20 protein-coding genes and 1 other RNA gene are annotated in these 21682 nt (G+C 72.3%); 8 read left to right on the top strand and 13 right to left on the bottom strand.

All coding sequences use genetic code 11. From position 1 onward, the window contains the following. The 6 genes from GU5_RS0107095 to msrB all read right to left on the bottom strand — a co-directional run. Positions 1-2043, bottom strand: a 2043-nt coding sequence (locus tag GU5_RS0107095) for a 3-hydroxyacyl-CoA dehydrogenase NAD-binding domain-containing protein (protein ID WP_010524886.1), incomplete at its 3' end; no start/stop codon positions are given. Between the two features lie 109 nt (positions 2044-2152). Beyond that, positions 2153-3406: a ribonuclease D gene (locus GU5_RS0107090; RefSeq protein WP_010524885.1), complete on the bottom strand. Its 1254-nt coding sequence runs from the start codon at positions 3404-3406 to the stop codon at positions 2153-2155. Positions 3407-3413: 7 nt separating this feature from the next. Continuing rightward, positions 3414-4148 (bottom strand): DUF3000 domain-containing protein, encoded by a 735-nt coding sequence (locus tag GU5_RS0107085; RefSeq protein ID WP_010524884.1) that lies wholly within the window; start codon positions 4146-4148, stop codon positions 3414-3416. Between the two features lie 21 nt (positions 4149-4169). Continuing rightward, positions 4170-5273: a low specificity L-threonine aldolase gene (locus tag GU5_RS0107080; protein WP_010524883.1), complete on the bottom strand. Its 1104-nt coding sequence runs from the start codon at positions 5271-5273 to the stop codon at positions 4170-4172. Between the two features lie 10 nt (positions 5274-5283). Further along, entirely contained in the window at positions 5284-6075 is a 792-nt protein-coding gene (locus tag GU5_RS17875; protein ID WP_010524882.1) for an SDR family oxidoreductase, read from the bottom strand. After that, complete coding sequence (msrB, locus tag GU5_RS0107070) at positions 6072-6545, bottom strand: peptide-methionine (R)-S-oxide reductase MsrB (RefSeq protein ID WP_010524881.1); 474 nt, start codon at positions 6543-6545, stop codon at positions 6072-6074. The genes GU5_RS17875 and msrB overlap by 4 nt, the downstream gene beginning before the upstream one ends. A 310-nt stretch (positions 6546-6855) precedes the next feature. On the opposite strand from msrB, the gene GU5_RS0107065 reads away from it, so the two are divergent. Beyond that, a complete protein-coding gene (locus tag GU5_RS0107065; protein WP_237704686.1) occupies positions 6856-8280 on the top strand; it encodes a S9 family peptidase in 1425 nt (474 codons plus the stop codon). A 28-nt stretch (positions 8281-8308) separates the two neighbouring features. Here GU5_RS0107065 and GU5_RS0107060 read toward each other — a convergent pair whose 3' ends face one another. After that, positions 8309-8749 carry a SufE family protein gene (locus GU5_RS0107060; protein WP_029514098.1) on the bottom strand — a complete coding sequence of 147 codons (441 nt, stop codon included), beginning with the start codon at positions 8747-8749 and terminating at the stop codon, positions 8309-8311. Positions 8750-8808: 59 nt separating this feature from the next. Continuing rightward, entirely contained in the window at positions 8809-9690 is an 882-nt protein-coding gene (locus GU5_RS0107055; protein ID WP_010524878.1) for a sulfurtransferase, read from the bottom strand. A gap of 179 nt (positions 9691-9869) precedes the next feature. Here GU5_RS0107055 and zapE point away from each other — a divergent pair, with 179 nt between their 5' ends. The 3 genes from zapE (at position 9870) to gndA (ending at position 13921) form a co-directional block, all read left to right on the top strand. Further along, positions 9870-10928, top strand: a complete 1059-nt coding sequence (gene zapE / locus GU5_RS0107050) for a cell division protein ZapE (protein WP_033227978.1) — start codon at positions 9870-9872, stop codon at positions 10926-10928. A gap of 305 nt (positions 10929-11233) precedes the next feature. Beyond that, the gene (gene ppk2, locus GU5_RS0107045) at positions 11234-12145 is read left to right on the top strand and encodes a polyphosphate kinase 2 (protein WP_010524876.1); all 912 of its coding nucleotides are present in this window, start codon (positions 11234-11236) and stop codon (positions 12143-12145) included. 333 nt (positions 12146-12478) lie between these two features. Then, the gene (gene gndA, locus GU5_RS0107040; protein ID WP_010524875.1) at positions 12479-13921 is read left to right on the top strand and encodes an NADP-dependent phosphogluconate dehydrogenase; all 1443 of its coding nucleotides are present in this window, start codon (positions 12479-12481) and stop codon (positions 13919-13921) included. A 154-nt stretch (positions 13922-14075) separates the two neighbouring features. On the opposite strand, the gene epsC is transcribed toward gndA, so the two are convergent. From epsC to msrA, 3 genes are all read right to left on the bottom strand, one after another. Then, on the bottom strand, positions 14076-14663 hold the full coding sequence (gene epsC, locus GU5_RS0107035; protein WP_010524874.1) for a serine O-acetyltransferase EpsC: 588 nt from the start codon (positions 14661-14663) through the stop codon (positions 14076-14078). Between the two features lie 52 nt (positions 14664-14715). Continuing rightward, complete coding sequence (cysK, locus tag GU5_RS0107030; RefSeq protein ID WP_010524873.1) at positions 14716-15648, bottom strand: cysteine synthase A; 933 nt, start codon at positions 15646-15648, stop codon at positions 14716-14718. 121 nt (positions 15649-15769) lie between these two features. Next, entirely contained in the window at positions 15770-16354 is a 585-nt protein-coding gene (gene msrA / locus GU5_RS0107025; protein WP_010524872.1) for a peptide-methionine (S)-S-oxide reductase MsrA, read from the bottom strand. Between the two features lie 159 nt (positions 16355-16513). Here msrA and GU5_RS0107020 point away from each other — a divergent pair, with 159 nt between their 5' ends. After that, positions 16514-17407, top strand: coding sequence for a Nif3-like dinuclear metal center hexameric protein (locus GU5_RS0107020; protein ID WP_010524871.1), 894 nt, complete (start codon positions 16514-16516; stop codon positions 17405-17407). 122 nt (positions 17408-17529) lie between these two features. After that, the gene (locus GU5_RS0107015; RefSeq protein WP_139084361.1) at positions 17530-17982 is read left to right on the top strand and encodes a reverse transcriptase-like protein; all 453 of its coding nucleotides are present in this window, start codon (positions 17530-17532) and stop codon (positions 17980-17982) included. Positions 17983-18008: 26 nt separating this feature from the next. Here GU5_RS0107015 and GU5_RS0107010 read toward each other — a convergent pair whose 3' ends face one another. Then, the gene (locus GU5_RS0107010; RefSeq protein WP_010524869.1) at positions 18009-18782 is read right to left on the bottom strand and encodes a YaaA family protein; all 774 of its coding nucleotides are present in this window, start codon (positions 18780-18782) and stop codon (positions 18009-18011) included. A 224-nt stretch (positions 18783-19006) separates the two neighbouring features. On the opposite strand from GU5_RS0107010, the gene GU5_RS0107005 reads away from it, so the two are divergent. Further along, positions 19007-19876: a metal-dependent hydrolase gene (locus GU5_RS0107005; RefSeq protein WP_010524868.1), complete on the top strand. Its 870-nt coding sequence runs from the start codon at positions 19007-19009 to the stop codon at positions 19874-19876. Positions 19877-19946: 70 nt separating this feature from the next. Next, an RNA gene (gene rnpB / locus GU5_RS16330) (RNase P RNA component class A) lies at positions 19947-20363 on the top strand. Between the two features lie 23 nt (positions 20364-20386). Here rnpB and GU5_RS0107000 read toward each other — a convergent pair. Beyond that, a complete protein-coding gene (locus GU5_RS0107000; RefSeq protein WP_010524867.1) occupies positions 20387-21661 on the bottom strand; it encodes a glycosyltransferase in 1275 nt (424 codons plus the stop codon). Between the last annotated feature and the right edge of the window lie 21 nt (positions 21662-21682).

The following is a 21682-nucleotide window of genomic DNA, read 5'->3' as shown; positions in this document are numbered from 1 at the left end:
CCAGCCTGCACCGAGGATCATGCACAGGTCGATGTCCTGCGGCGAGCCGACCACGTCCTCCTCCAGCATCAGGGCGATCTCCTCGGCGAGGGCGTCCTCGACGTCGCGCAGCAGCTGCTCGGCGGTCCGCGGCGCGTCGCCCTGCTCGAGCAGCGCGGCGGTCTCCTCCGGGATGGGGCGGGAGCCGCCGTCGTCGGCCGCCCAGATCTCGGTCACGCCGTGGTCGATGAGGCGCTGCAGGTTCGCCGAGACGTGGAAGCGGTCGCCGAAGGACGCGTGCAGCGACTCGGTGACGTGCTGGGCCACCGGCAGTCCGACCATCGCCAGCAGATCGAAGGGCGACATCGGCAGCCCCAGCGGCCGCAGGGCCGTGTCGGCGGTCTCGGCGTCGGTGCCCTCGTCGAACGCGCGCTGGACCTCGGACATCAGCCGCAGCAGCACGCGATTGACCACGAAGGCCGTGGTGTCGCGGGTCAGCACCGGGGACTTGCCCAGCCGAGCCGCCAGGGCGAAGGCCGTCGCGATCGGCTCGTCGGCGGTGCGCGGGGTGCGGGCGATCTCGATCAGCGGCATCTTCGCGACCGGGTTGAAGAAGTGGAACCCGATCACCCGCTCGGGATGCCGCAGGTCCTCGGCCATGGCGCTGACGGACAGCGAGGAGGTGTTGGTGGCCAGCACGGTCTCGGCCGAGACGATCTCCTCGAGCTCGGCGAAGACCTGCTTCTTCACCGAGGTCTCCTCGAAGACGGCCTCGATGACCAGGTCGCAGTCGGCGTAGACGGACTTGTCCGTCGCGCCGGTGAGCAGTCCGCGGAGGGCCTCCGCCTGCGACGACTCCAGGCGGCCGCGCTCCACGCGGCGGTCCAGCTCAGCGCGGATCCGATCCAGGCCCCGGGCGACCCGCTCGTCGTCGACGTCGGTGAGCACCACCGGCACCTGCAGCCGTTCTGCGAAGAGCAGCGCCAGCTGCGTGGCCATCAGTCCCGCACCGACGACGCCGACGGAGGTCACCTCGCGCGGAGCGGTCCCCGGCACGCCGGCGGGATGCTTCGCGCGCTTCTGGACCAGCTCCAGGAAGGCGTAGACGGTGTCGGCGAACTCGTCGGTGACCATCAGATCGGCCAGCGCCTCGCACTCGGCCTCGATCGCGGCGTCGCGGTCGCGCCGCGGCACCTGCTCGAAGAGCTCCAGCGCCCGCAGCGGCGCCGGAGCCGAGTCTCCGGTCTTCGCCGCGACCGCGCGCCGGGCCGTGGTCAGCGCCTGGTGCCAGGCCTCGGAGTCGTCGGCGTGCGCGCGGTGCTCCTCGACCTGTCGGGCGAGCTCCTCGTCGCCGGCGATGATCCGCGCCGCGAAGTCCAGCGACTGCCGTTCGAAGTCCTCGGCGTCGAGCAGCGCGTCGGCGAGCCCCAGCTGATGGGCGGCCGGTCCGCGCAGCGTTCGGTTCTCGGCCAGCGCATTGGTGAAGATCACCGTCGCGGCGTTCTCCGGGCCGGCGATCCGCGGCAGACGGTGCATGCCGCCCCAGCCGGGGATCAGCCCGAGGAAGATCTCGGGCAGGCCGAGCCCCTTCGCGCCGTCGGAGACGGTGCGGTGGTGGGCGGCCAGCGCGATCTCCAGACCGCCGCCGAGGGCGGTGCCGTTGATGAAGGCGAAGGTCGGCGCGGGGAAGTCCTCCAGCAGGGTGTAGGCCTGATGGCCCAGCTCGGCCATCATCCGTCCCAGGCTGCGGTCCTCGATGGCGTTCACCGCACCGAGGTCTGCCCCGGCGGCGAGATGCGGCCCCGTGCCGGTCACGGCCAGTCCGACGATCTCGCCGGATTCGGCCCGGGGGATCTGGGCGGCGATGGTCTCGCCGAGCTCGACGAGCGAGCGGGGGCCGAGCGTGGACGGGCGCCGCTGCTCACCGTTGTCCAGGCGGATCAGCGCCAAGGTGCCGGCGTCGTGGGGCAGGGCGACGTCCTCGGCGAGGCTGCGGGTGACGACCTCGTCGCCGAAGGCCTCGATCAGCGGGCGGTAGCCGGAGAAATCCGTAGTATGTGCCATGGCCCACATCTTACTGGCGGGTAACTCAGTCTGTCACCCGATGTTCCGAGCGGCCGTGTCGGTGGCGGCGGCCGGCTCGGCCCGGCCGGTCGGCGTCCCCGCAGCCGCCTCAGACCTCCTCGAGCGGATCCGGGTCCAGCAGTGCGACGGTGACCACGGCCGCGGTCTGGTCGACCTGCCAGCTGCGGGCGCCGAGCTCGGCGAGGCGATCGGCGACGGCGTCGAGGTCGATCTGCGCCGGCGGCTCCCAGCAGAGCTGTTTGAGCACCGCCGGGGTCAGCAGGGTCTCGGGCATCATCGCCAGCTCCTCGGCACGGGCCGCCAGCCAGGCGCGGGCTGTGCGGTAGCGCCGATAGGCGAGCGGGTTCCGGTCCTTCCAGGCCCGCGGGGGCGGCGGTCCGGCGCTGCGGCGCTGCAGCTCGGGCAGGTCCTCGGACGAGCTCCCGGCTCTGATCGCGCGCAGCCAGCGCGGGGCCTCGCGCTTGGCGGCCCGACCGTGGAAGCCCGGGGTGGCCAGCAGGTCGGGGACCGTGCGCGGCATCGCCGCCGCGGCGGCGACCAGTGCGGAGTCGGGCAGGATGTGGCCGGGGGAGACGTCGCGCCGCTCGGCCAGGTGGTCGCGCGCCCGCCAGAGCTCGCGGAGCACCGCCAGCCGGCGCGGGGACTTGATCTTGTTGATGCCCGAGGTCTTCCGCCAGCGATCCTTCCGCGGCACCGTCTGCGGGCGATGGGTGCGCAGGTGCTCGAACTCCTCGTCGGCCCAGGAGCGCTTTCCCTGCTCGTCGAGCATCCGGGTCAGCTCGGTGCGCAGCTCGACGAGCAGCTCGACGTCGAGGGCGGCGTAGCGCAGCCAGTCCTTCGGCAGCGGACGGCGGGACCAGTCGGCGGCCGAGTGCTCCTTGGCCAGCCGCACGTTCAACAGCGTCTCGACGACGGCGCCGAGTCCCACGCGCGGGAGTCCCGCCATGCGGGCGGCCAGCTCGGTGTCGAAGAGCCGGTGGGGGTGCATCCCCAGCTCGGCCAGGCAGGGCAGGTCCTGGGAGGCGGCGTGCAGGATCCACTCGGCACCGTCGAGCGCCTGCTGGATCGGCGCCAGCGTGTCGAACGGCTCCGGGTCGATCAGCCAGAGTCCGGAGCCGGCGCGCTTGAGCTGGACCAGGAAGGCTCGCTGGCCGTAGCGGAATCCGGAGGCGCGCTCGGCGTCGACGGCCACGGGGCCGGAGCCGGCCGCCAGAGCGTCGGCGCAGCGCTGCAGGCCCCGGTCTGTGTCTATGACGAAGGGCACACCCTCGGCCGGCTCGGTCAGCAGCGGCGGGAGCGTGTCCTCGGCATCCTCAGCATCCTCGGTGGGGCGGTCGGGCATCGAGTCGTCAGTTCCTCCTGAGGTGGGGCATGGCGACGACGCCGTCGGGCAGGGCGGGCAGGCCGGCGAAGGAGCAGACCATGTCCGCCCAGGCCTCCAGGTGGGCGTCGAAGCGGCGGCCGGTGGGCGTCCACGAGGCGCGCAGCTCCACCGTGTTGCTGGGGCTGCGGTCCTGCAGGCTGCCGAAGCTCTCCGAGAGGATCCGCGTGGCGGTGCCGCCGGCGTTGTGGTGCTCGACGCCGTATTGGCCCAGCGAGTCGCGCAGCCAGGTCCAGGCCACTGAGGCCAGCAGCGGATCGTTGCCCATCTCGGCGTCCAGCTCGGCACGGATGTAGATGACCACGCGGAAGGTGCCGTCCCAGGTCTCGTGGCCGGCGGGGTCGTGCAGCAGCACGAAGCGGCCGGCGGCCAGCAGCTCGGCGTCGTCAGGGACGGGCCCGGAGCCTCCGGCGCGCGTGCTCCGCGACGACCGGGCGGCGTGGGCCGGGTGATTCGGCGAGGGATGGTCGGGCGCCGTCGCGGGATCGGGCACCTCGGCGCGCAGCGCGACGGCGTAGGGCGCCAGGCGCGACGGCGCGGGGATCTCCTCGACCAGCGCCTCGCGGCGCGTGCGGGCGCGCCGAAGATCCCCCAGAGCGGTGCGGAACGGCTCCGGGAGGTCGTCGAGGCCGGGAGGGGAGGGCCGCGCCGGATGTCCGTCGCCGGCGCCCGTCCCGGAACCCGCTGGGCCGAGAATCGTCACGGAACCACCCTACGGAGGGGGTCAGCTCCGCGGCGCCAGGCGCGCCGCGGAGGCCTGTCGGGCGGTCTCCACGAGTTCGTCGATCTGTGCGTCGCGCGTGTCGAAGGAGCACATCAGCCGCGCCACCGGGGTGCCGTCGGCGGCGGCGTCCCAGGTGTGGACCAGGTAGCGTCGGCGCAGCTCGGCGAGGATCGCGGCGTCGATCTCCGGGAAGACGGCGTTGACCTCGGTCGGGCGGGAGAGCCGGATACCGTCGATCTCGGCCAGTCGGCGCCCCAGCTGCGCGGCCTGGGCGTTGGCCCGCTCGGCGTTCCGCCGCCAGAGGTCGGTGCCGAAGAGCTCCAGCAGCTGGGCGGAGACGTAGCGCTGCTTGCTGGCCAGCTGCATGGAGAATTTGCGGATGTAGTCGACGCCGGCCACCCGGTCGGGATCGATCACGACCACGGCCTCGGCGGCCATCGCGCCGTTCTTCGTCCCGCCCAGGCTGACGACGTCGACGCCGGCCTCGGCGGTGAGCTCGCCCAACTCGACGCCGAGGGCGGCCGCGGCGTTGGAGAGCCGGGCGCCGTCGACGTGGACGCCCATGCCGGCCGCATGCGCGCGCTCGGCGACGGCGGCGATCTCCTCGGGCGTGTAGACGGTGCCCACCTCGGTGGACTCGGTCATCGAGACGGCCAGCGGCTGGGCGGCGTGGACGAAGCCCGCCGCGCCCCGCTCGGCCTCGACGTCGTCGACGGTGAGCCGGCCGTCCATGGTCGGGCGGGGCAGCAGCTTGAGCGATCCCAGGCGCTCGGGAGCCGCGCCCTCGTCGGTGTTGATGTGCGCCTGCCGGGTGCAGATCGCCGCGCCCCATCGGGGGAGAAGCGCCTGCAGGGCGACGACGTTGGCGCCCGTGCCGTTGAACACCGGCAGCACCTCGGCCCGCGCGCCGAACTCGGCCTTCACGACGTCGGAGAGCTGGGCGGTGACGGGGTCGTCGCCGTAGGGCAGGGCCGTCCCGCCGCCGAGGCGGGCCAGGGACTCGAGGATCTCGGGGGCGACGCCGGCCACATTGTCGGAGGCGAAGGAGGCGTCGGGAGTCGCGTCGTCGGCGAGGCCGTCGGCGGGAACGTGTCCTGGGGTCATGCTCTGGATCCTAGACGCACCGGGCCCGGACTGCCCAGCGGGCCGCCGGACGGCCGGACTCCGCGCGCGGAGGGGGGGCGCTCATCTCGCTCCGGCCGTGGCGTCGGTCGATCGTGCCATGGCACGGACGGGGATGGTGGACGGGCCTCATGACGATGCCCATGCACGCCGTCCTCGTGGTCGGCGCGTCCTCGACCATGATCGTCGGCTTCTGGACCTTCGGCCTGTTCGGCGCCCTGGACGTGCTGGACGGCGTTCCTGCGGCGGCCCGGCTCAGCAGCCGGCGGAGAACCCCGTCGGCATCCAGGAGCTGTCCGGAGATCCACCGGCCTTCGGGCGAGAGGAGGAACGACACCACCGCGGCGATGTCTCGCGGCGACCCCAGGCGGCCGAGCGGATGACGGGGCGCCAGCGCATCGCGCAGCTCCTGGTCCATCCAGCCGGTGTCCACGGAGCCGGGGTCGATCACATCGGCGGAGACGCCCCCCGGGGGCCGAGCGAACTCGGCGACCAGGAGGAGGCTGGCCCGGGCATTCACCGTCATGTGCTGGTCGAAGCTCTCTGCGGTGGTGGTCAGCACGCCGGTCTGGACCTCGTGGGCGTGACTCAGCACGAGGCCGTCGAGCGGACCGTGATCCGCCGTCACCCGGTCGATGAGATCCGACGGGCCCGAGTGCGTCGAGAGGTCGCAGGGATAGTCGCCCCCGTCGAGGTCGCTGGTCACCACCCGCCAGCCGTCGGCGACGAGCCGAGGCGCGAGGCCGGCGGCGATGCTGGCGGCCCGGGCGGCGCCGGGGATCACTCGTCGGGCGAGTGGAGCCGGATGGACAGCGAATTGATGCAGTAGCGCTGGTCGGTCGGGGTGTCGAATCCCTCGCCGGAGAAGACGTGTCCCAGGTGGGAGTCGCAGCTGCCGCAGCGCACCTCGACCCGTTCCATGCCCAGACTGGTGTCGCGCAGGTGGGTGACGTTCGCCCCGGAGGAGGGCTCGTAGAAGCTCGGCCAGCCGCAGTGCGAATCGAACTTGGTCTCGGAGGAGAACAGCTCGGCCCCGCAGGCGCGGCAGGTGAAGACGCCGTCGTCGGTGCTGTCCCAGTATTCTCCGGTGTAGGCCCGTTCAGTGCCGCCGCGACGCAGCACGTAGTACTCCTCGGCGGTCAGCCGCTCGCGCCACTGCTCATCGGTGAGCCGACGGGTGAACGCCGCGGAGGCGTCCTGCTCCGGCGTCGCCGCCTGCTGCTCGTGCTGTGCGTGCTGCTCGCTCATCGTCATCGCTCCCTCTCGCCGCTGTCAGCTCGGATGTCGGACCCCGCGGGCGGGCGCACCCGCCGCGACGCGGCCGCATCCGGGGTCAACGCGCCGTCGACGGCATTGCTTCCCGGGGCCGGGATCGGATTCCACTCGTCGGCGCCGCCGCGTAGGCTGAGCGGGGAGCCGGCCGGGGGATGCGGCCGCAGGCACCGGTCCGGAGTCGGCTCCGAGCCGGTTCGGAGTATTCCGGGGAACCAGCATCGCAGCCGAGAGAGCGTTGGAGGCGCCGCCCATGGCATCGCGTGACCGTCGGTCGTCCGTCGCGGACTCCGTGGATCTCGTCAGAGAGCAGGCCGGCCGTGCGCGCCGCGGCGTCGGCCGGCTGGCGCGCAGGCCCGCCGCCGGCACCTCGCCGGCCGTCCGGAGCCCGATCGGGCGCCGCGCGTCGGCGGTGATCAGACGGGTGCGTCGTGAGCGCGAACCGCGCACGCCCGGGGTGCGCGCCGGAGTGCTGAGTGCCGGCGCGGGGCTCGGGGCCGGGCTGGCCGCGGCCGCCGGAGCCTCGGCGCTGGCCGGCTACTTCGCGCGGATGGTGGTCACTCCGGTCCGCGAACATCGCGAGGACCTCGAGATCCTGGCGGTGGTGCGCGGCTCGCGAGGCGACGAGGTGGTCCTGCCGGCGACGCCGGAGACCATCGTCGAGGGCACCTACGGACTGTTCTTCCACGGCGGGCAGTCGCACGCGCGGATCGGGGAGATCACCGCCTTCTCGCCCCGCGACGGGACGATCACCCGCCGGGTGGAGGAGATCTACCGCGGGGACCTGCGCAGCGCGGTCCGCGGCTGGTGGACCTCGGTGACCCACCCGGATCCGGACAGCGCGGGCTTCCCGAGCCGCGATGTGGTCGTCGAGCTGCCCGACGGGCCGGCCCCGGCCTGGCACGTGCCGCCGCAGCGCGCCGACGGCGTGCTCGCCGGGCGCGGGATCTGGGCGATCATGGTCCATGGCCGCGGCGGACGCCGCACGGAGGGCATCCGGGGATTGGCGGTGGCCGACCGCCTGGGCCTCGACTCGCTGCTGATCTCGTATCGCAACGACGGCGAGGCGCCCGACGCCGCGGACGGCCGCTACGGTCTCGGCGTCACCGAGTGGGAGGACGTCGAGGCGGCCGTGCAGCACGCTCTCGACCACGGTGCCGAGGACGTGCTGCTCTTCGGCTGGTCGATGGGCGGGGCGATCGCGCTGCAGACGGCCGACCGGTCCCGACTCGCGCCGGCGATCCGCGGACTCGTGCTCACCGGCCCGGTGGTCGACTGGATCGACGTGCTGGCCCACCAGGCCCGGGAGAACCGGATCCCCGACCGCGTGGGACGGATGGGGCAGTGGATCATCTCCAACCCCTCGGGAAAGCGTGTGACAGGACTGGCGGCTCCGGTGGACTTGAAGGCGCTGAACTGGACGGCGCGGGCCGATGAGCTGCATGTGCGCACCCTCATCCTGCACAGCGCCGACGACAACGTCGTCCCCTACGGCCCTTCCCGCGATCTGGCCGAACGGAGTCCGATGGTGAGCTTCGTGCCCTTCACCCGGGCGCGGCACATCAAGGAGTGGAACGCTGACCCCGAACGGTGGGAGCGCAAGGTCGCCGAGTGGACCACGACGCTCTTCACCGCGGACGCGCCGCCTCACCTGGCATCCACGGGCACCCTGCCGACGGTAGTCTCCGCGGAGTCGACCGAGCCGGCCGGGCGCTGAACCGCCGGCCGCCCCGGCGGCCGGCGGTTCAGCCGGCGTCGAGCGCGGCGACGTGCTCGCGCACGTTGCGCTTCACCCGGGCGAGCATCGCCTCCATGCCGCGCAGCCGCAGCGGGGTGATGGCTCTGGCCAGCCCCAGGCGCGCCGCGACGTCGTCGGGGGTCGCCAGGATCTGCTCATAGGTCAGCCCGTCGAGCCCCTGGTGAAGGATCGAGGCGAAGCCGCGGGTGGTCGGCGCCTCCTGCGGCGCGGCGAAGATCAGCCGGGCCGTGCGGGCGCCGTCGTCCAACTCCAGGGTCAGGTACAGCGGTGACTGGCACTCGACGACCTGCTCCATCTGCTCGTAGCCGTCGCCGTACTCCTCCGGCAGCTCCGGCAGCTCGCGCGAGAGCTCCAGCAGCAGCTCGAGCTTCTGCGGATCCTCGACGGCCTGGAACTCCTCGACGAGCTCGGCGAGCGGCGCCGGCATGGGGTCGGCCCCCGGCTCGGCGGCCGGCCCGCCGGCGGCATCAGAGTGCTGCGCGGCGGTCATCGGGCCTCACCCGGCTCCTCGCCGGCGGCGATGGGCAGCCGGACCGCATTGCCCCACTCGGTCCAGGACCCGTCGTAGTTGCGCACCTGCTCGTAGCCGAGCAGGTGCTGCAGCACGAACCAGGTGTGCGAGGACCGCTCGCCGATGCGGCAGTAGGCGATGACGTCGTCGGAGGTGCCCAGGCCGGCCTCGTCGCGGTAGATGGCCTCGAGCTCCTCGCGGGACTTGAAGGTCCCGTCGGAGTCCACTGCCCGGCCCCAGGGGACGGAGGCGGCGGTGGGGATGTGCCCGCCGCGCAGGGCGCCCTCCTGCTCGTAGCCCTCCATGTGGGTCCGCTCGCCGGAGTACTCCAGCGGGGAGCGGACGTCGACCAGGGGCTTGCCGAGGTGGGCGAGCACGTCCTCGCGGAAGGCCCGATGCGTGGCGTCGTCGCGCTCGATCACCGGGTAGTCGCCGGCGGCGATCTCCGGCCGCCCGGTGGTCATCTCACGGCCCTCGTCGGTCCACTTCTGCCGGCCGCCGTCCATCAGCCGCAGGTCGTCATGGCCGAAGAGCGTGAAGACCCACAGCGCATAGGCGGCCCACCAGTTCGACTTGTCTCCGTAGAAGACCACCGTGGTGTCCCGGGAGATGCCTTTGGAGGCGGCGAAGGCCGCGAAGGCCTCGCCGTCGAGGAAGTCGCGGGTCACCGGGTCGTTGAGCTCGGTGTGCCAGTCGATCTTCACCGCGCCCGGGATATGGCCGGTCTCGTAGAGCAGGACGTCCTCGTCGGACTCCACCACCACGACGTCGGCGTCGTCCTTGTGCGCGGCGACCCACTCGGTGGTCACCAGCGTCTCGGGACGGGCGTACTGGGAATGGTCCTTCTCGGCGGTCATGGAGCATCGCCTTTCGATCGGAGGCTCGAAGGGTCCGCCGCCGCGATCGGCGCGCGGTCGGCGCGCGGTCGGCGGACACATCTCCAGCCTAGCCCCGTCCGCCGCGGCGCCTCCAGGTGGGAGCCGCTCCTCGTCATCGGAGGTCATCGTCGAGGGCGCCGCCCAGTAGCATGGGGCGCATGCCGTCCGACGTCGCACCGCTGAGCCAGAGAACGCCCCAGGTCGGAGTGGGGGAGCTGCTGGAGGGGCTGACGCCCTCGTTCCGCTTCTCGCAGGTCTCCTTCGACTCCTACATCCCGGATCCCGACCATCCCTCGCAGGCCGAGGCGGTGGAGGTGCTGCGGACGTTCGCGACCACCGTCGGCCGACGGGGCGGCGGCGGGCTGCTCTCCCGGCTCTTCGGCCGCGGCGGGTCGGCCTCGACGACGCGTCGGTCCGCCGGGGTCTACCTGGACGGCGGCTTCGGCGTCGGCAAGACCCACCTGCTGGCCTCGCTCTATCACGCGGCCGAGGGGCCGAAGGCCTTCGGCACCTTCGTGGAGTACACCAACCTGGTCGGCGCCCTGTCCTTTCGGCGCACCGTCGACGTGCTCAGCGAGTACGCGCTGGTCTGCATCGACGAGTTCGAGCTCGACGACCCCGGCGACACCGTGCTGATGTCGCGGCTGATGCGCGAGCTCGCCGACGCCGGGGTCAAGCTGGCCGCGACGTCCAACACGCTGCCCGGATCGCTCGGCGAGGGGCGCTTCGCCGCCGCGGACTTCCAGCGGGAGATCCAGGTGCTGGCCGACCAGTTCGCCACAGTCCGCGTCGACGGCGAGGACTACCGGCACCGCGGGCTCCCGCAGGCCCCCGATCCGCTGCCCGCCGATCAGGTCGAGGACTTCGCCGCCCGGGAGTTCGCCGGGTCGCGGATCGCCGTCGACGACTTCGCCGCGCTGACCGAGCACCTCACCGCCGTGCACCCGAGCCGCTACCGCCAGCTGGTCGCCGACGTCGACGTGCTGGTGCTCCATGACGTCGAGACCATCGAGTCGCAGGCGCTGGCGCTGCGCTTCGTGGTGCTGGCCGACCGGCTCTACGACCAGGACGTGCGGATCGTCGCCTCCGGCAAGCCCTTCGACGCGCTGTTCACCGAGGAGATGATGGCCGGCGGCTACATGAAGAAGTACCATCGCGCCGTCTCCCGGCTGACGGCGCTGGCCCGGGCGGGTCAGATGGGCGAGCAGGCGCTCTGACGCCGCCCCCCCTGCGGGCGAAGCGGGGGCCGGGGCGCAGGCGTCCTGACCGCGGACTGAGACCGCGCGGGCTCGTCTCACGTGGTGGCCCCCTCGGCGCGGTCCGGTGCCCCGCGTCGGCGGCCCGGCGTAGGCTGGCCTCTGCAGACGGATGCTCGTCGGGCCGTCCGTCGGTCGACCCGACGCCGGGCCCGACGACGCTCGAGTTCATCGTCCGTTCACAGATCCCTGGTGAGATGTCCGGGCACAGCGCACGGCGTCCGGCGCCGAGCACACCTGGCGCAGACGAGAGGCGGAGGAACCATATGCACGACCTCGACGAGGCGCCGCGGGAGAATCTGCGGGAGTTCATCGACCGCCTGCGCAACGGCGGCTACCGCGTCCTGGACGGCCACACGCCGGATCCCGACCTCATCGACCCGCAGGGCAACGCCGTCGAGACCTGGCAGGAGAACTATCCCTATGCCGAGCGCCTCGACCGCGACATCTACGAGCTGGAGAAGTACCACCTGCAGGTGGAGCTGCTGAAGTTCCAGTACTGGGCCGAGGACTACGGGCTGAAGCACGTGATCGTCTTCGAGGGGCGCGACGCCGCCGGCAAGGGCGGCACCATCAAGCGCTTCACCGAGCACCTGAACCCGCGCACCGCCCGCGTGGTCGCGCTGAGCAAGCCGTCGGACCGCGAGCGGGGGCAGTGGTACTTCCAGCGCTACATCGACCACCTGCCCACCGCCGGGGAGATGGTCCTCTTCGACCGCTCCTGGTACAACCGGGCCGGCGTCGAACGGGTGATGGGCTTCTGCTCCGACGACGAGTACGAGATCTTCATGCGCCAGGCGCCGCAGTTCGAACAGATGCTCGTCGACGCCGGGATCCACCTGACGAAGTTCTGGTTCTCGGTGACCCAGAAGGAGCAGCGCACGCGTTTCGCGATCCGCCAGATCGACCCGGTGCGGCAGTGGAAGCTCTCTCCGATGGACTTGGAGTCGCTGGACCGCTGGGAGGCCTACACCGAGGCCAAGGAGGAGATGTTCCGGCGCACCGACACGGACCACGCGCCGTGGATCACCATCAAGTCCAACGACAAGAAGCGAGCCCGGCTCAACGCCATGCGCTACTTCCTGTCCCAGTTCGAGTACGAGGGCAAGGACCACGAAGTCGTCGGGGAGCCCGATCCGCTGATCGTGCGCCGCGGTCGCGAGGCGGTCGGCGACTGATCCGCACGCTCGCCCCCGTGCCGGGGCGGGGCACGTCGGGCCCGGCGCAACGCCCGCCCCACGAAGAGCCCCGCTCGGGATAGAGTGGGAGACGCTCGACGCCGGCGTGGGCGGTCCGCGACGGCGTCGCTCCGCCATGCCGATCGTCGGCCTCACCATCCGCCCCGCGCGGAATGAGGAGACCGCATCATCCCGGTGACCCGCCGGGACTAGGATGTTCAGCGACTGACCGGCGCCGCGTCGGCCTGGCACGGCCGACCGGCGTCGAGCACCGTGCACGACGACCGACGGCGTGCATGGACCTCGAACACAGACCTCGAACAAGGAGACTGCATGAGCGCCGACATCGGAGTGACCGGACTGGCCGTGATGGGGGCCAACCTGGCACGGAATCTGGCTCGGAACGGCTACACCGTGGCCCTGCACAACCGGTCGGTGGAGCGCACCGATGCGCTTCTCGAGGCCCACGGCTCCGAGGGCGAGTTCGTCCGCACCGAGTCGCTGGCCCAGCTGGTCGAGTCGCTCGAGCGGCCCCGCCGTGTGCTGATCATGGTCAAGGCCGGCGCTCCGGTCGATGCGGTCATCGACGATCTGCTGCCGCTGCTCGACGAGGGCGACATCGTCATCGACGCGGGCAACTCGTTCTTCGAGGAGACCCGCCGTCGTGAGGAGCGGCTGCGCGAGCAGGGACTGCACTTCGTCGGCGTCGGCGTCTCCGGCGGCGAGGAGGGCGCGCTCAACGGTCCGTCGATCATGCCCGGCGGCTCGGCGGAGTCCTATGAGACTCTGGGTCCGATGCTGGAGAAGATCGCCGCCGACTACAACGGCGAGCCCTGCTGCACCTGGGTCGGCACCGACGGCGCCGGTCACTACGTGAAGATGGTCCACAACGGCATCGAGTACGCCGACATGCAGGTCATCGGCGAGGCGCACGACCTGATGCGCAGCCTGGCCGGGCTGGAGCCGGCGGCGCAGGGCGAGGTCTTCCGCGAGTGGAACACCACCGACCTGGCCTCCTACCTCATCGAGATCACCGCCGAGGTCCTCGAGCAGGAGGACGAGCGCACCGGCCGGCCGCTGGTCGACGTCATCGTCGACTCCGCCGGTCAGAAGGGCACCGGCCGCTGGACGGCGATCTCCGCGCTGGAGGTCGGCTCTCCGGTGACAGCGATCGCCGAGTCGGTGTTCGCCCGCTCGATCTCCTCGCAGCGTGAGCTGCGCGCCGAGACCAACCGCGTCTTCAGCGACGGCGTGGACTCCACCGCCGCCGACGAGGAGTTCGGTCCGGAGTTCGTCGAGGACGTGCGCAAGGCGCTCTACGCCTCCAAGCTGGTCGCCTACGCGCAGGGGATGGACATGCTCGTCGCCGCCGGCGAGGAGTTCGGCTGGGAGCTGGACCTGAAGGCGATCGCCTCACTGTGGCGCGCCGGCTGCATCATCCGCGCCGATCTGCTGGACACCATCATGAAGGCCTTCGACGGCGAGCCCTCCAGCCTGCCGAAGAACCTGCTGCTGGCCGAGGAGTTCACCGAGGCCATCAACGAGTGCCTGCCGGCCTGGCGCCGGGTGGTGGCCGCGGCCGCCGAGCACGGCGTGCCGGCCCCGGTCTTCTCCTCCTCGCTGGCGTACTACGACAGCCTGCGCCGCGACCGTCTGCCGGCGGCGCTGACCCAGGGGCTGCGGGACTACTTCGGCGCGCACACCTATCAGCGCACCGACGCCGAGGGCACCTTCCACACGCTCTGGTCCGGCGACCGCAGCGAGGTGGAGGCCTGAGCCTGCCGCGCGACGAGCGAGGCTGAGCCTCGCCCATGACGAAGGGCCGGTCCCGGAGGTTGCTCCGGGACCGGCCCTTCGTCATGTCCGTCATGTCGACGCCGCGGCGTCGACTCGGCCGAGGGGGGCGCCGGCGCCGTCCCGCCGCGGACCCTCAGATGAACAGCGCCGGGTCCAGGGCGTACTCGGCCGGATCCACGGCCGGCTTCCGCTCCGTCTCGGTGCGGCTGCGCGCGTGGGCGGGGATCCCGGTGAGGATCGAGTGCGGCGGCGCGGACTTGACGACCACGGCGTTGGCTCCGACGGTGGATCCCTCGCCGAGCTCCACCGGCCCGAGGACCTTCGCACCGGCGCCGACGACGACGCCGTGGCCCAGCGTGGGGTGACGCTTGACCTGCTCGAGAGAGCGCCCGCCGAGGGTCACCCCCTGGTAGAGCATGCAGTCGTCGCCGATCTCGGCGGTCTCGCCGATCACCACGCCCATGCCATGGTCGATGAAGAATCGCCGGCCGATCTCCGCACCGGGGTGGATCTCGATCCCGGTGAGCGTGCGCACCGCCTGGGACAGTGCACGCGCCGGTGTCTTCAGCGGACGGCGCCGCCACATCCGGTGCGCCAGGCGGTGGGCCCAGATAGCGTGGAGGCCGGAGTAGACCAGCACGATCTCCGTGGAGCTGCGTGCGGCCGGGTCATGCTCGCGCGCGGAGTCGATGTCCTCGCGCATGCGCTTCAGGATGCCCACTGTCGATCGATGCCTTTCGGTCGGCGGTCGCGTCGGGGAACGTGCAGGAGGATCAGCCGCGGATGTCCTCGTAGAGCAGCGTCGAGATGTACCTCTCGCCGAAGTCGCAGGCGACGGTCACGATCAGCTTGCCCCTGTTCTCCTCGCGACCGGCGACCTCCAGGGCCGCCGCGATGTTCGCGCCGGTGGAGATGCCGCCGAGGATGCCCTCCCGGGTGCCCAGCTCGCGGGCGGTCTCCACGGACTTGTCGAGGTTGGCGGTCAACACCTCGTCGTAGATCTCGCGGTCGAGGATGTCGGGGACGAAGTTCGGCCCCAGCCCCTGGATCTTGTGCGGGCCGGCCGCGCCGCCGGAGAGGATCGGCGAGTCTTCCGGCTCGACGGCGACGATGCCGACCTCCGGCTTGTGCTCGCGCAGCTTCCGTCCGGCGCCGGTGATCGTGCCGCCGGTGCCGATGCCGGCCACGAGGATGTCGACCGCGCCCTCGGTGTCGCGCCAGATCTCCTCGCCGGTGGTGTCGTAGTGGACCTGCGGGTTGGCCTCGTTGGCGAACTGTCGGGCCCAGATGGCGTTGTCGGTCTCCTCGACGATGCCCTTGGCCTTCTCCACCGCGCCGCGCATCCCGTCGGCGCCCGGGGTCAGCACGATCTCGGCGCCGTAGGCGCGCAGCATGACGCGCCGCTCGGTGGACATCGTCTCCGGCATGGTCAGCACCACGCGGTAGCCGCGGGCCGCGCCGACCATCGCCAGGGCGATTCCGGTGTTGCCCGAGGTGCCTTCGACGATCGTGCCGCCGGGCTTCAGCACGCCGGCCTCCTCGGCGGCGTCCACGATGGCGGTGCCGATCCGGTCCTTGACCGAGCTGGCCGGGGAGTAGAACTCGAGCTTGACCGCGACGTCGCCGGGCAGGTCGGCGTCGAGTCGGTTGAGCCGGACCAGCGGAGTGCCGCCGACGGCCTCGGTGATGTTGTCGAGAATCGCCATGATGGAGTCGAACCCTTCCGTGCGGTGTGTCTGCGTCTCTGCGGGGACTGGCGGGGAAGCAGCCGTGCCGTCGGTGGCGCCGTCGGGCGCCGACACGGGTCGGGGCCAGCCTATCGGCTCCTCAGCCGACCGGCTGCTCCGTCAGCCACGGGGCGTAATTCCGGCGCAGCGCGGCGACCTTCGGATCGATGATGACCCGGCAGTATCCGACGTCGGGCCGGCGGGCGTGGAAGTCCTGGTGGACCGGCTCGGCCTCGAAGACCGCGCCGAGCGGCTCCAGCGTGGTGACGATCGGCGCGTCGTAGGACTGCTGCGCGCGTTCGATCGCCGCGTGCATCTCGGCGTGCTCGGCGTCGTCGGCGTAGAACATCGCCGAGCGGTACTGCGTGCCGACGTCGTAGCCCTGCCGGTTCAGCGACGTCGGGTCGTGCGAGGAGAAGAAGACGTCGTAGACCACCTCGACGGGCAGCACCGCAGGGTCGAAGGTGATCTCCACCGCCTCGGCGTGGCCGGTGGTGCCGGTGCACACCGCCTCGTAGGTCGCCGGGCCGGTGCCGCCGGTGTAGACGCTGCGCACGCGGACGACGCCGCGCAGCCGACGGGCCAGCGAATCCAGGCACCAGAAGCAGCCGGCGCCGAGGACCACAGTGCGTGCGGCCCCGGCCTGCTCGGCGGTCGGGGTCTCGGGCTCGGAGGGAGAACTCATGTCCGGTCCAACCGTGCCGATCGCCGCGGCATTCCTCGACGCGTCCATCGTGCCGCGCCGGCCGGCGACGCCGCGGGAGCCGGTCGCCGCGGCCGGGACCGCCTGCAGCCCGAGCGTGTCCCGGGCGTCGGGCCGTCGCGACGCGATACAACGGAGGGCATGGACACCACGCCCGATGATCAGGCCCCGGACCCCGCGACGCCTTCGGCGGGCTCCGCCCCGACGCTGCAGCAGGTGGTCGACCTCGCCGAGGAGCTCTGGCCCTCCGGTCTGGCCGAACCCTGGGACGCCGTCGGACTCGTCGCCGGTCGACGGGAACGACCGGTGCGCACCGTGCACTTCGCCGTCGACCCGGTGCGCGCCGTCGTCGAGGAGGCCTGCGACGCCGGCGCCGATCTGCTGATCACCCATCATCCGCTGCTGCTGCGCGGGGTGCACAGCGTCGATGCGGCCGGATACAAGGGCGAGATCGTCCACCGGCTCATCGAGTCCTCCTGCGGGCTGCTCACCGCGCACACCAACGGCGACTCCGCCGTCGGAGGCGTCAACGACGTGCTGGCCGGCATGCTGGGTCTGCAGGACGCGACGCCGCTGAAGCCCGCCGAGGACGGGCTGCCCCACGAAGGGCTGGGTCGCCTCGGCACGCTGGATGTCGGCACCACGCTGGGCGAGCTGGCCGGCCGGCTCTTCGGCCTGCTGCCGGCGGTCGCCGGGGGAGTCCGCGTGGCCGGGGACCGGGACGGCATCGTGCAGCGCGTCGCGCTCTGCGGCGGGGCCGGCGACAGCCTGCTCGACGTGGCGCGGCAGGCCGGGGCCGACGTCTTCATCACCGCCGACCTGCGCCACCATCCCGCCTCGGAGGCCCGCGAGGCGGTGCGTGACGGGCGCCCCTATCTCATCGACGTCTCGCACTTCGCCAGCGAGTGGCTCTGGCTGCCCACCGCCGCACAGGCGCTGCAGCGGGCGCTGGCCGATCGCGGCTACGATGTCGAGGTCGTGGTCAGCGGCATCACCACCGATCCGTGGGACTTCGTGCTCACTCCGGGCGGCTGAGCCCGTCCCCTCCGAGCCCTCGGCTCCGGCCGACCGCCGCTCGGACCCGCTGTCTGCGACGCCCCGTCCCGAGACACCCCATCTTCAGACACCCCATCCTCAGACATCCCGACAGGAGAACTGTGACCACATTGATCGTCGAAGCCGACGGCGGCAGCCGCGGCAACCCCGGCATCGCCGGATCCGGCGCCCTGGTGCGCGACCCCTCCGGGCGCGTGCTGGCGACCCGCGCGACTCCGCTGGGGAAGGCCAGCAACAACGTGGCCGAGTACACCGGCCTGATCGACGGGCTGACGCTGGCCCGCGAGATCGATCCGGAGGCCGAGGTCGACGTGCGGCTGGACTCCAAGCTCGTCGTCGAGCAGATGAGCAAGCGCTGGCGGATCAAGCACGAGGACATGAAGCGCCTGGCGGCCCAGGCCGCGGCGATCCTGCCGTCGGCCCAGGTGCGCTACACCTGGATCCCGCGGAAGGAGAACGGGGACGCCGACGCGCTGAGCAACGAGGCCATGGACGCCTCGGCCGCCGGCGTCGAGTGGGACCCGGCCGCCAGCCGGATCCGCCCGGCGGGCTGAGCGTCCGGCTGGTCATACCCAGCCGGTCATGCCCGACTGATCAGATCCAGCTGATGCGGGGTGCGTCCGGTCGCCGGGCGCACCTCCACCGCCCAGGCCGAGGCGGCGATCTCGGCGACGTCGTCGATCGACTCCGCCGGCCGCTCGGCGCGCAGCAGCATGCCGGTGAGCGTGCCGCGGGCGTGCTTGGCGAAGTGGGTGACCACCTTCCGCTCGCCGTCGCGCTCGGTGACGCTGTTGACCATCAGGGTCTGTTCCGGGGCCGCGCGATGGACGGCATAGGCCGATGAGCGGCAGTCGACCACGAGCTGGTCGCCGACCAGCGCGTCGAGCGGGTCGGCCAGGGCCTGCTTCCAGAAGGTGGACAGTCGGCCCGGGCCGTGCCCGTCGGGAGCCAGCGTGACGCCCATCGAGAGTCGGTGGGCCGGGATCGGGTCGCTGAAGCCGGTCACGCCGAAGAGCCCGGAGAAGATCAGCACCTGCTCCTCGGCGCGGGCTCGTGCGGCCTCGTCGAGCGTGTCGGCGTCGAGCGCGTCATAGAGCACCCCGGTGTAGAGCCGATGCGCGGGGGCGGTCGGCGCCTCGAGCAGCCGCATGTTGGCCGTCACCTCGCCCATGACGTTCGCTCCGACTCTGAGGACCTTCTGCGCGTCCTCGCGGGAGCTGGCGGACACCAGCGCGTCGAGGACCTCACGGCGGGGCTCCGCCAGCTCGGGCAGCGTCAGCGCCGAGAGATCGAGGGCGTCTCCGCCGTCGGCCGGCGGGGTCTTTCCTTCGGAGGGCGGGAGATGGATCAGCACCGGGACATCCTAGCGCGCGCAGGAGCCGGTCGTGACGGCGGACCCGGCGCCGCTCGTGTCAGCACCCGTGTCAGCGCTCGTGTCAGCACCTGTGTCAGCACTTGTGTCAGTGGCCCGTGGTGGGATGGTCCGTCGCGATCCCCGCGCCCGCACGTCGGAGACAGGAGCATCACCATGGCAGCAGCAGGGCCGACGAGGCCAGCACCAGGGACAGGAGCAGGCTCATGATGGGGCCCCACCATGCCGCCTGCGGGGCGGCGAGCTGGGTGCTCATCGCCGCCGACCATCACGTGCCGATCCGGCCGCCGGCCGAACTGGAGATCCCCGTCCTCCAGGCCGCGACGGCGGGTCTGCCCGAGACGCTGCCGCTGGGCTTCGGCCTGCTCGACGGCATCACCGACCTGGGCGTGCTGGCCGGAGCCGTCGTCGCCGCCGGCGCGGCCCTGCTGCCGGACGCCGATCACCACAACGCCTCCATCGCGCACTCGCTGCCGCCGGTCTCGGAATGGCTCTGCCGGGTGATCGGCCGGATCTCCGGCGGCCACCGAAACGGCACTCATTCGCTGCTGGGGGTGGCGGTCTCCATGCTCGTCGCCTGGCTGCTCTCCCGCCTCTCGGTGACGATCGAGGCCGGAACGCTGCAGATCGGGGCGGGGGCGATGACCGTGGTGCTGGCCTCCTTCGCGGTGAAGACCCTGCACTTCCTGCCCGAGGCCGCCCGGAAGGCGCCCTGGCTTCTCGGCCTGCTGCTGGGCGGCCTCGTCGCCGTCGGGCTGGGGGAGCAGGGCTGGTGGTTCGTCCTCGCCGTCGGCCTGGGGGCGGCGGTGCACATCGCCGGCGACATGCTCACCGACGGCGGCTGCAATCTGCTCTGGCCGGTCGCGCTCACCCCGCCGAGGGGATTCCGCCGTCTGCCGGTGCTCGGGGCGCTGTGGAGCAGCGGAGGCCGGATGGCGCTGCCGCTGCTGGGGCGCTCGGGCTCGGCGCGCGAGTGGATCGTCGCCGTGGCGGTCTCCGTCGTGGCCGCCGTCGGGATGCTCGCGGCGCTGGCCACCGCTCTCGGGGACGGGGCGCGCCTGCTTCTGGCCCGCTGAGAGTCCCGTCACCCGGGCCGGAGGCGGATCGGCGCAGAGCTGCTCGCTGGCGTACGATGGATCCCCGGGACGGGTCGACCGGGCCATCGCGCCGTCGCAAGGCCCCGCTGTCGCGCTGGACGTGACGAGCGGATAACTGCGGCGTCGAGGAACGTCCGGACTCCACAGGGCAGGATGGTGGGTAACGCCCACTCGGGGAGACCCGCAGGCCAGTGCCACAGAGAACAGACCGCCGGGTCGGCTCACGCCGGCCGGGCAAGGGTGAAACGGTGGTGTAAGAGACCACCAGCGCGGCAGGTGACTGCCGCGGCTCGGCAAACCCCATCCGGAGCAAGGTCGAACAGGATGCGCGATCAGGGCTGCCCGCCCGAGGCATCCGGGTTGACTGCTCGAGGTGCGTGGCGACACGTGACCCAGATGGATGATGGCCGTCGCGCCGACGCGAGTCGGCACGACACAGAATCCGGCGTACAGGTCGACCCGTCCCCCTCTTCCCGCCGGACGCTCGCGTCAGACGTGCGCGACTCGCGCTTCGGCCAGGTGCTCGTAGAGGGCCGCGGCGGCCGGCGCCGTCGTCGCCTCCCAGGAATGCTCGCGGGCCCGCCGCGCGGCTGTGGCGCTGTAGCGACTCCAGGCCCGGCGGTGGAGCACCAGCCAGCGCATCTGCGCGGCCCAGCTGTCCGGATCCAGGCTCCCGATGAGCCGCCCGGTGCGGCGGTGCTGCACCAGTTCCATCAGCCCGCCGACCTCGTGGGCGAGCACCGGGGTGCCGCAGGCCATCGCCTCCAGGGCGACCAGCCCGAAGGACTCGCTGCAGGAGGGCATCAGCACCGCGTCGCTGGCGCGGAAGAGCTCGGCGAGCTCGCCGTGGGGCAGCGGCGGGCGCCGGCGGATCAGCTCGGCGACGCCGTGGCGTGCGGCCAGCTCGGCGATGTCGACACGACATTCCCCGCTCTGCTCGCCGGCGATGATCAGTTCCACCGGGACATCGGGCATGCGGCGGTGGAAGAGCCCCAGCGCCTCGATCGCCACCTGGGGCCCCTTGTGCGGCTGCAGCCGGCCGGCGAAGGTGAGCCGCAGCGGCCGACCGTCGAGCTCGGCGCGCGGATCCGGATCCGCCGGCGGGTGGAAGATGGAGAGGTCGACGCCGGGACGCACCAGATGCAGGCGGGCGTCGTCGACGGCGAAGAGGCGCCGCAGGTCGGCGGCCTCGGCGTCGGTGTTGGCGGTCACCGCCTGCGCCTCGGCGGCGATACGCGCCTCGGCGTCGTGGCGGCGCGGGTCCTCCGCGGCGTCGGGATCGCGCTCGTGCTTGACCGCGGCCATGGTGTGCATGGTGTGGACCAGCGGCGCGTCGAGCCGCTCGGACAGCAGCAGACCGGCCAGGCCGGAGATCCAGTAGTGCGAGTGGACCACGTCCACGCGCTCGGCGACGGCTGACAGGCTCGTCAGCGCCCGCTCACCCAGCTCGTCGACGGCGTCGACCAGGTCGTTCTTCGACCCGCGCGCCTGCGGCGGGACCGTCAGGGTATGCAGCCGGCGCCCGTCGGGCAGCGTGACCAGCGTGTCGTCCTCGCCGGGGGAGTCGGGGGAGGAATGACGGCCGACGACTGCGGTGGTGACCAGGTCGACGGCATATCCAGATGCCTGCAGGGCCCGGGAGAGCGCATCGATGTAGACGTTCATCCCGCCGGCGTCGCCGGTGCCCGCCTGATCCAGCGGATGGGTGTGCAGGCTGACCAGGACCACCCGCGGCGGGGCGGCGGCGGTGGGGGAGGCGGGCATCGGGTCCTCCGGGCTCGGCGG

The sequence above is a fragment of the Nesterenkonia sp. F genome (assembly GCF_000220985.1).
Classification (GTDB): domain Bacteria; phylum Actinomycetota; class Actinomycetes; order Actinomycetales; family Micrococcaceae; genus Nesterenkonia.
The sequence above is the reverse complement of the archived record's forward strand: the minus strand, read 5'-3'. Positions and strand labels throughout refer to the sequence as shown.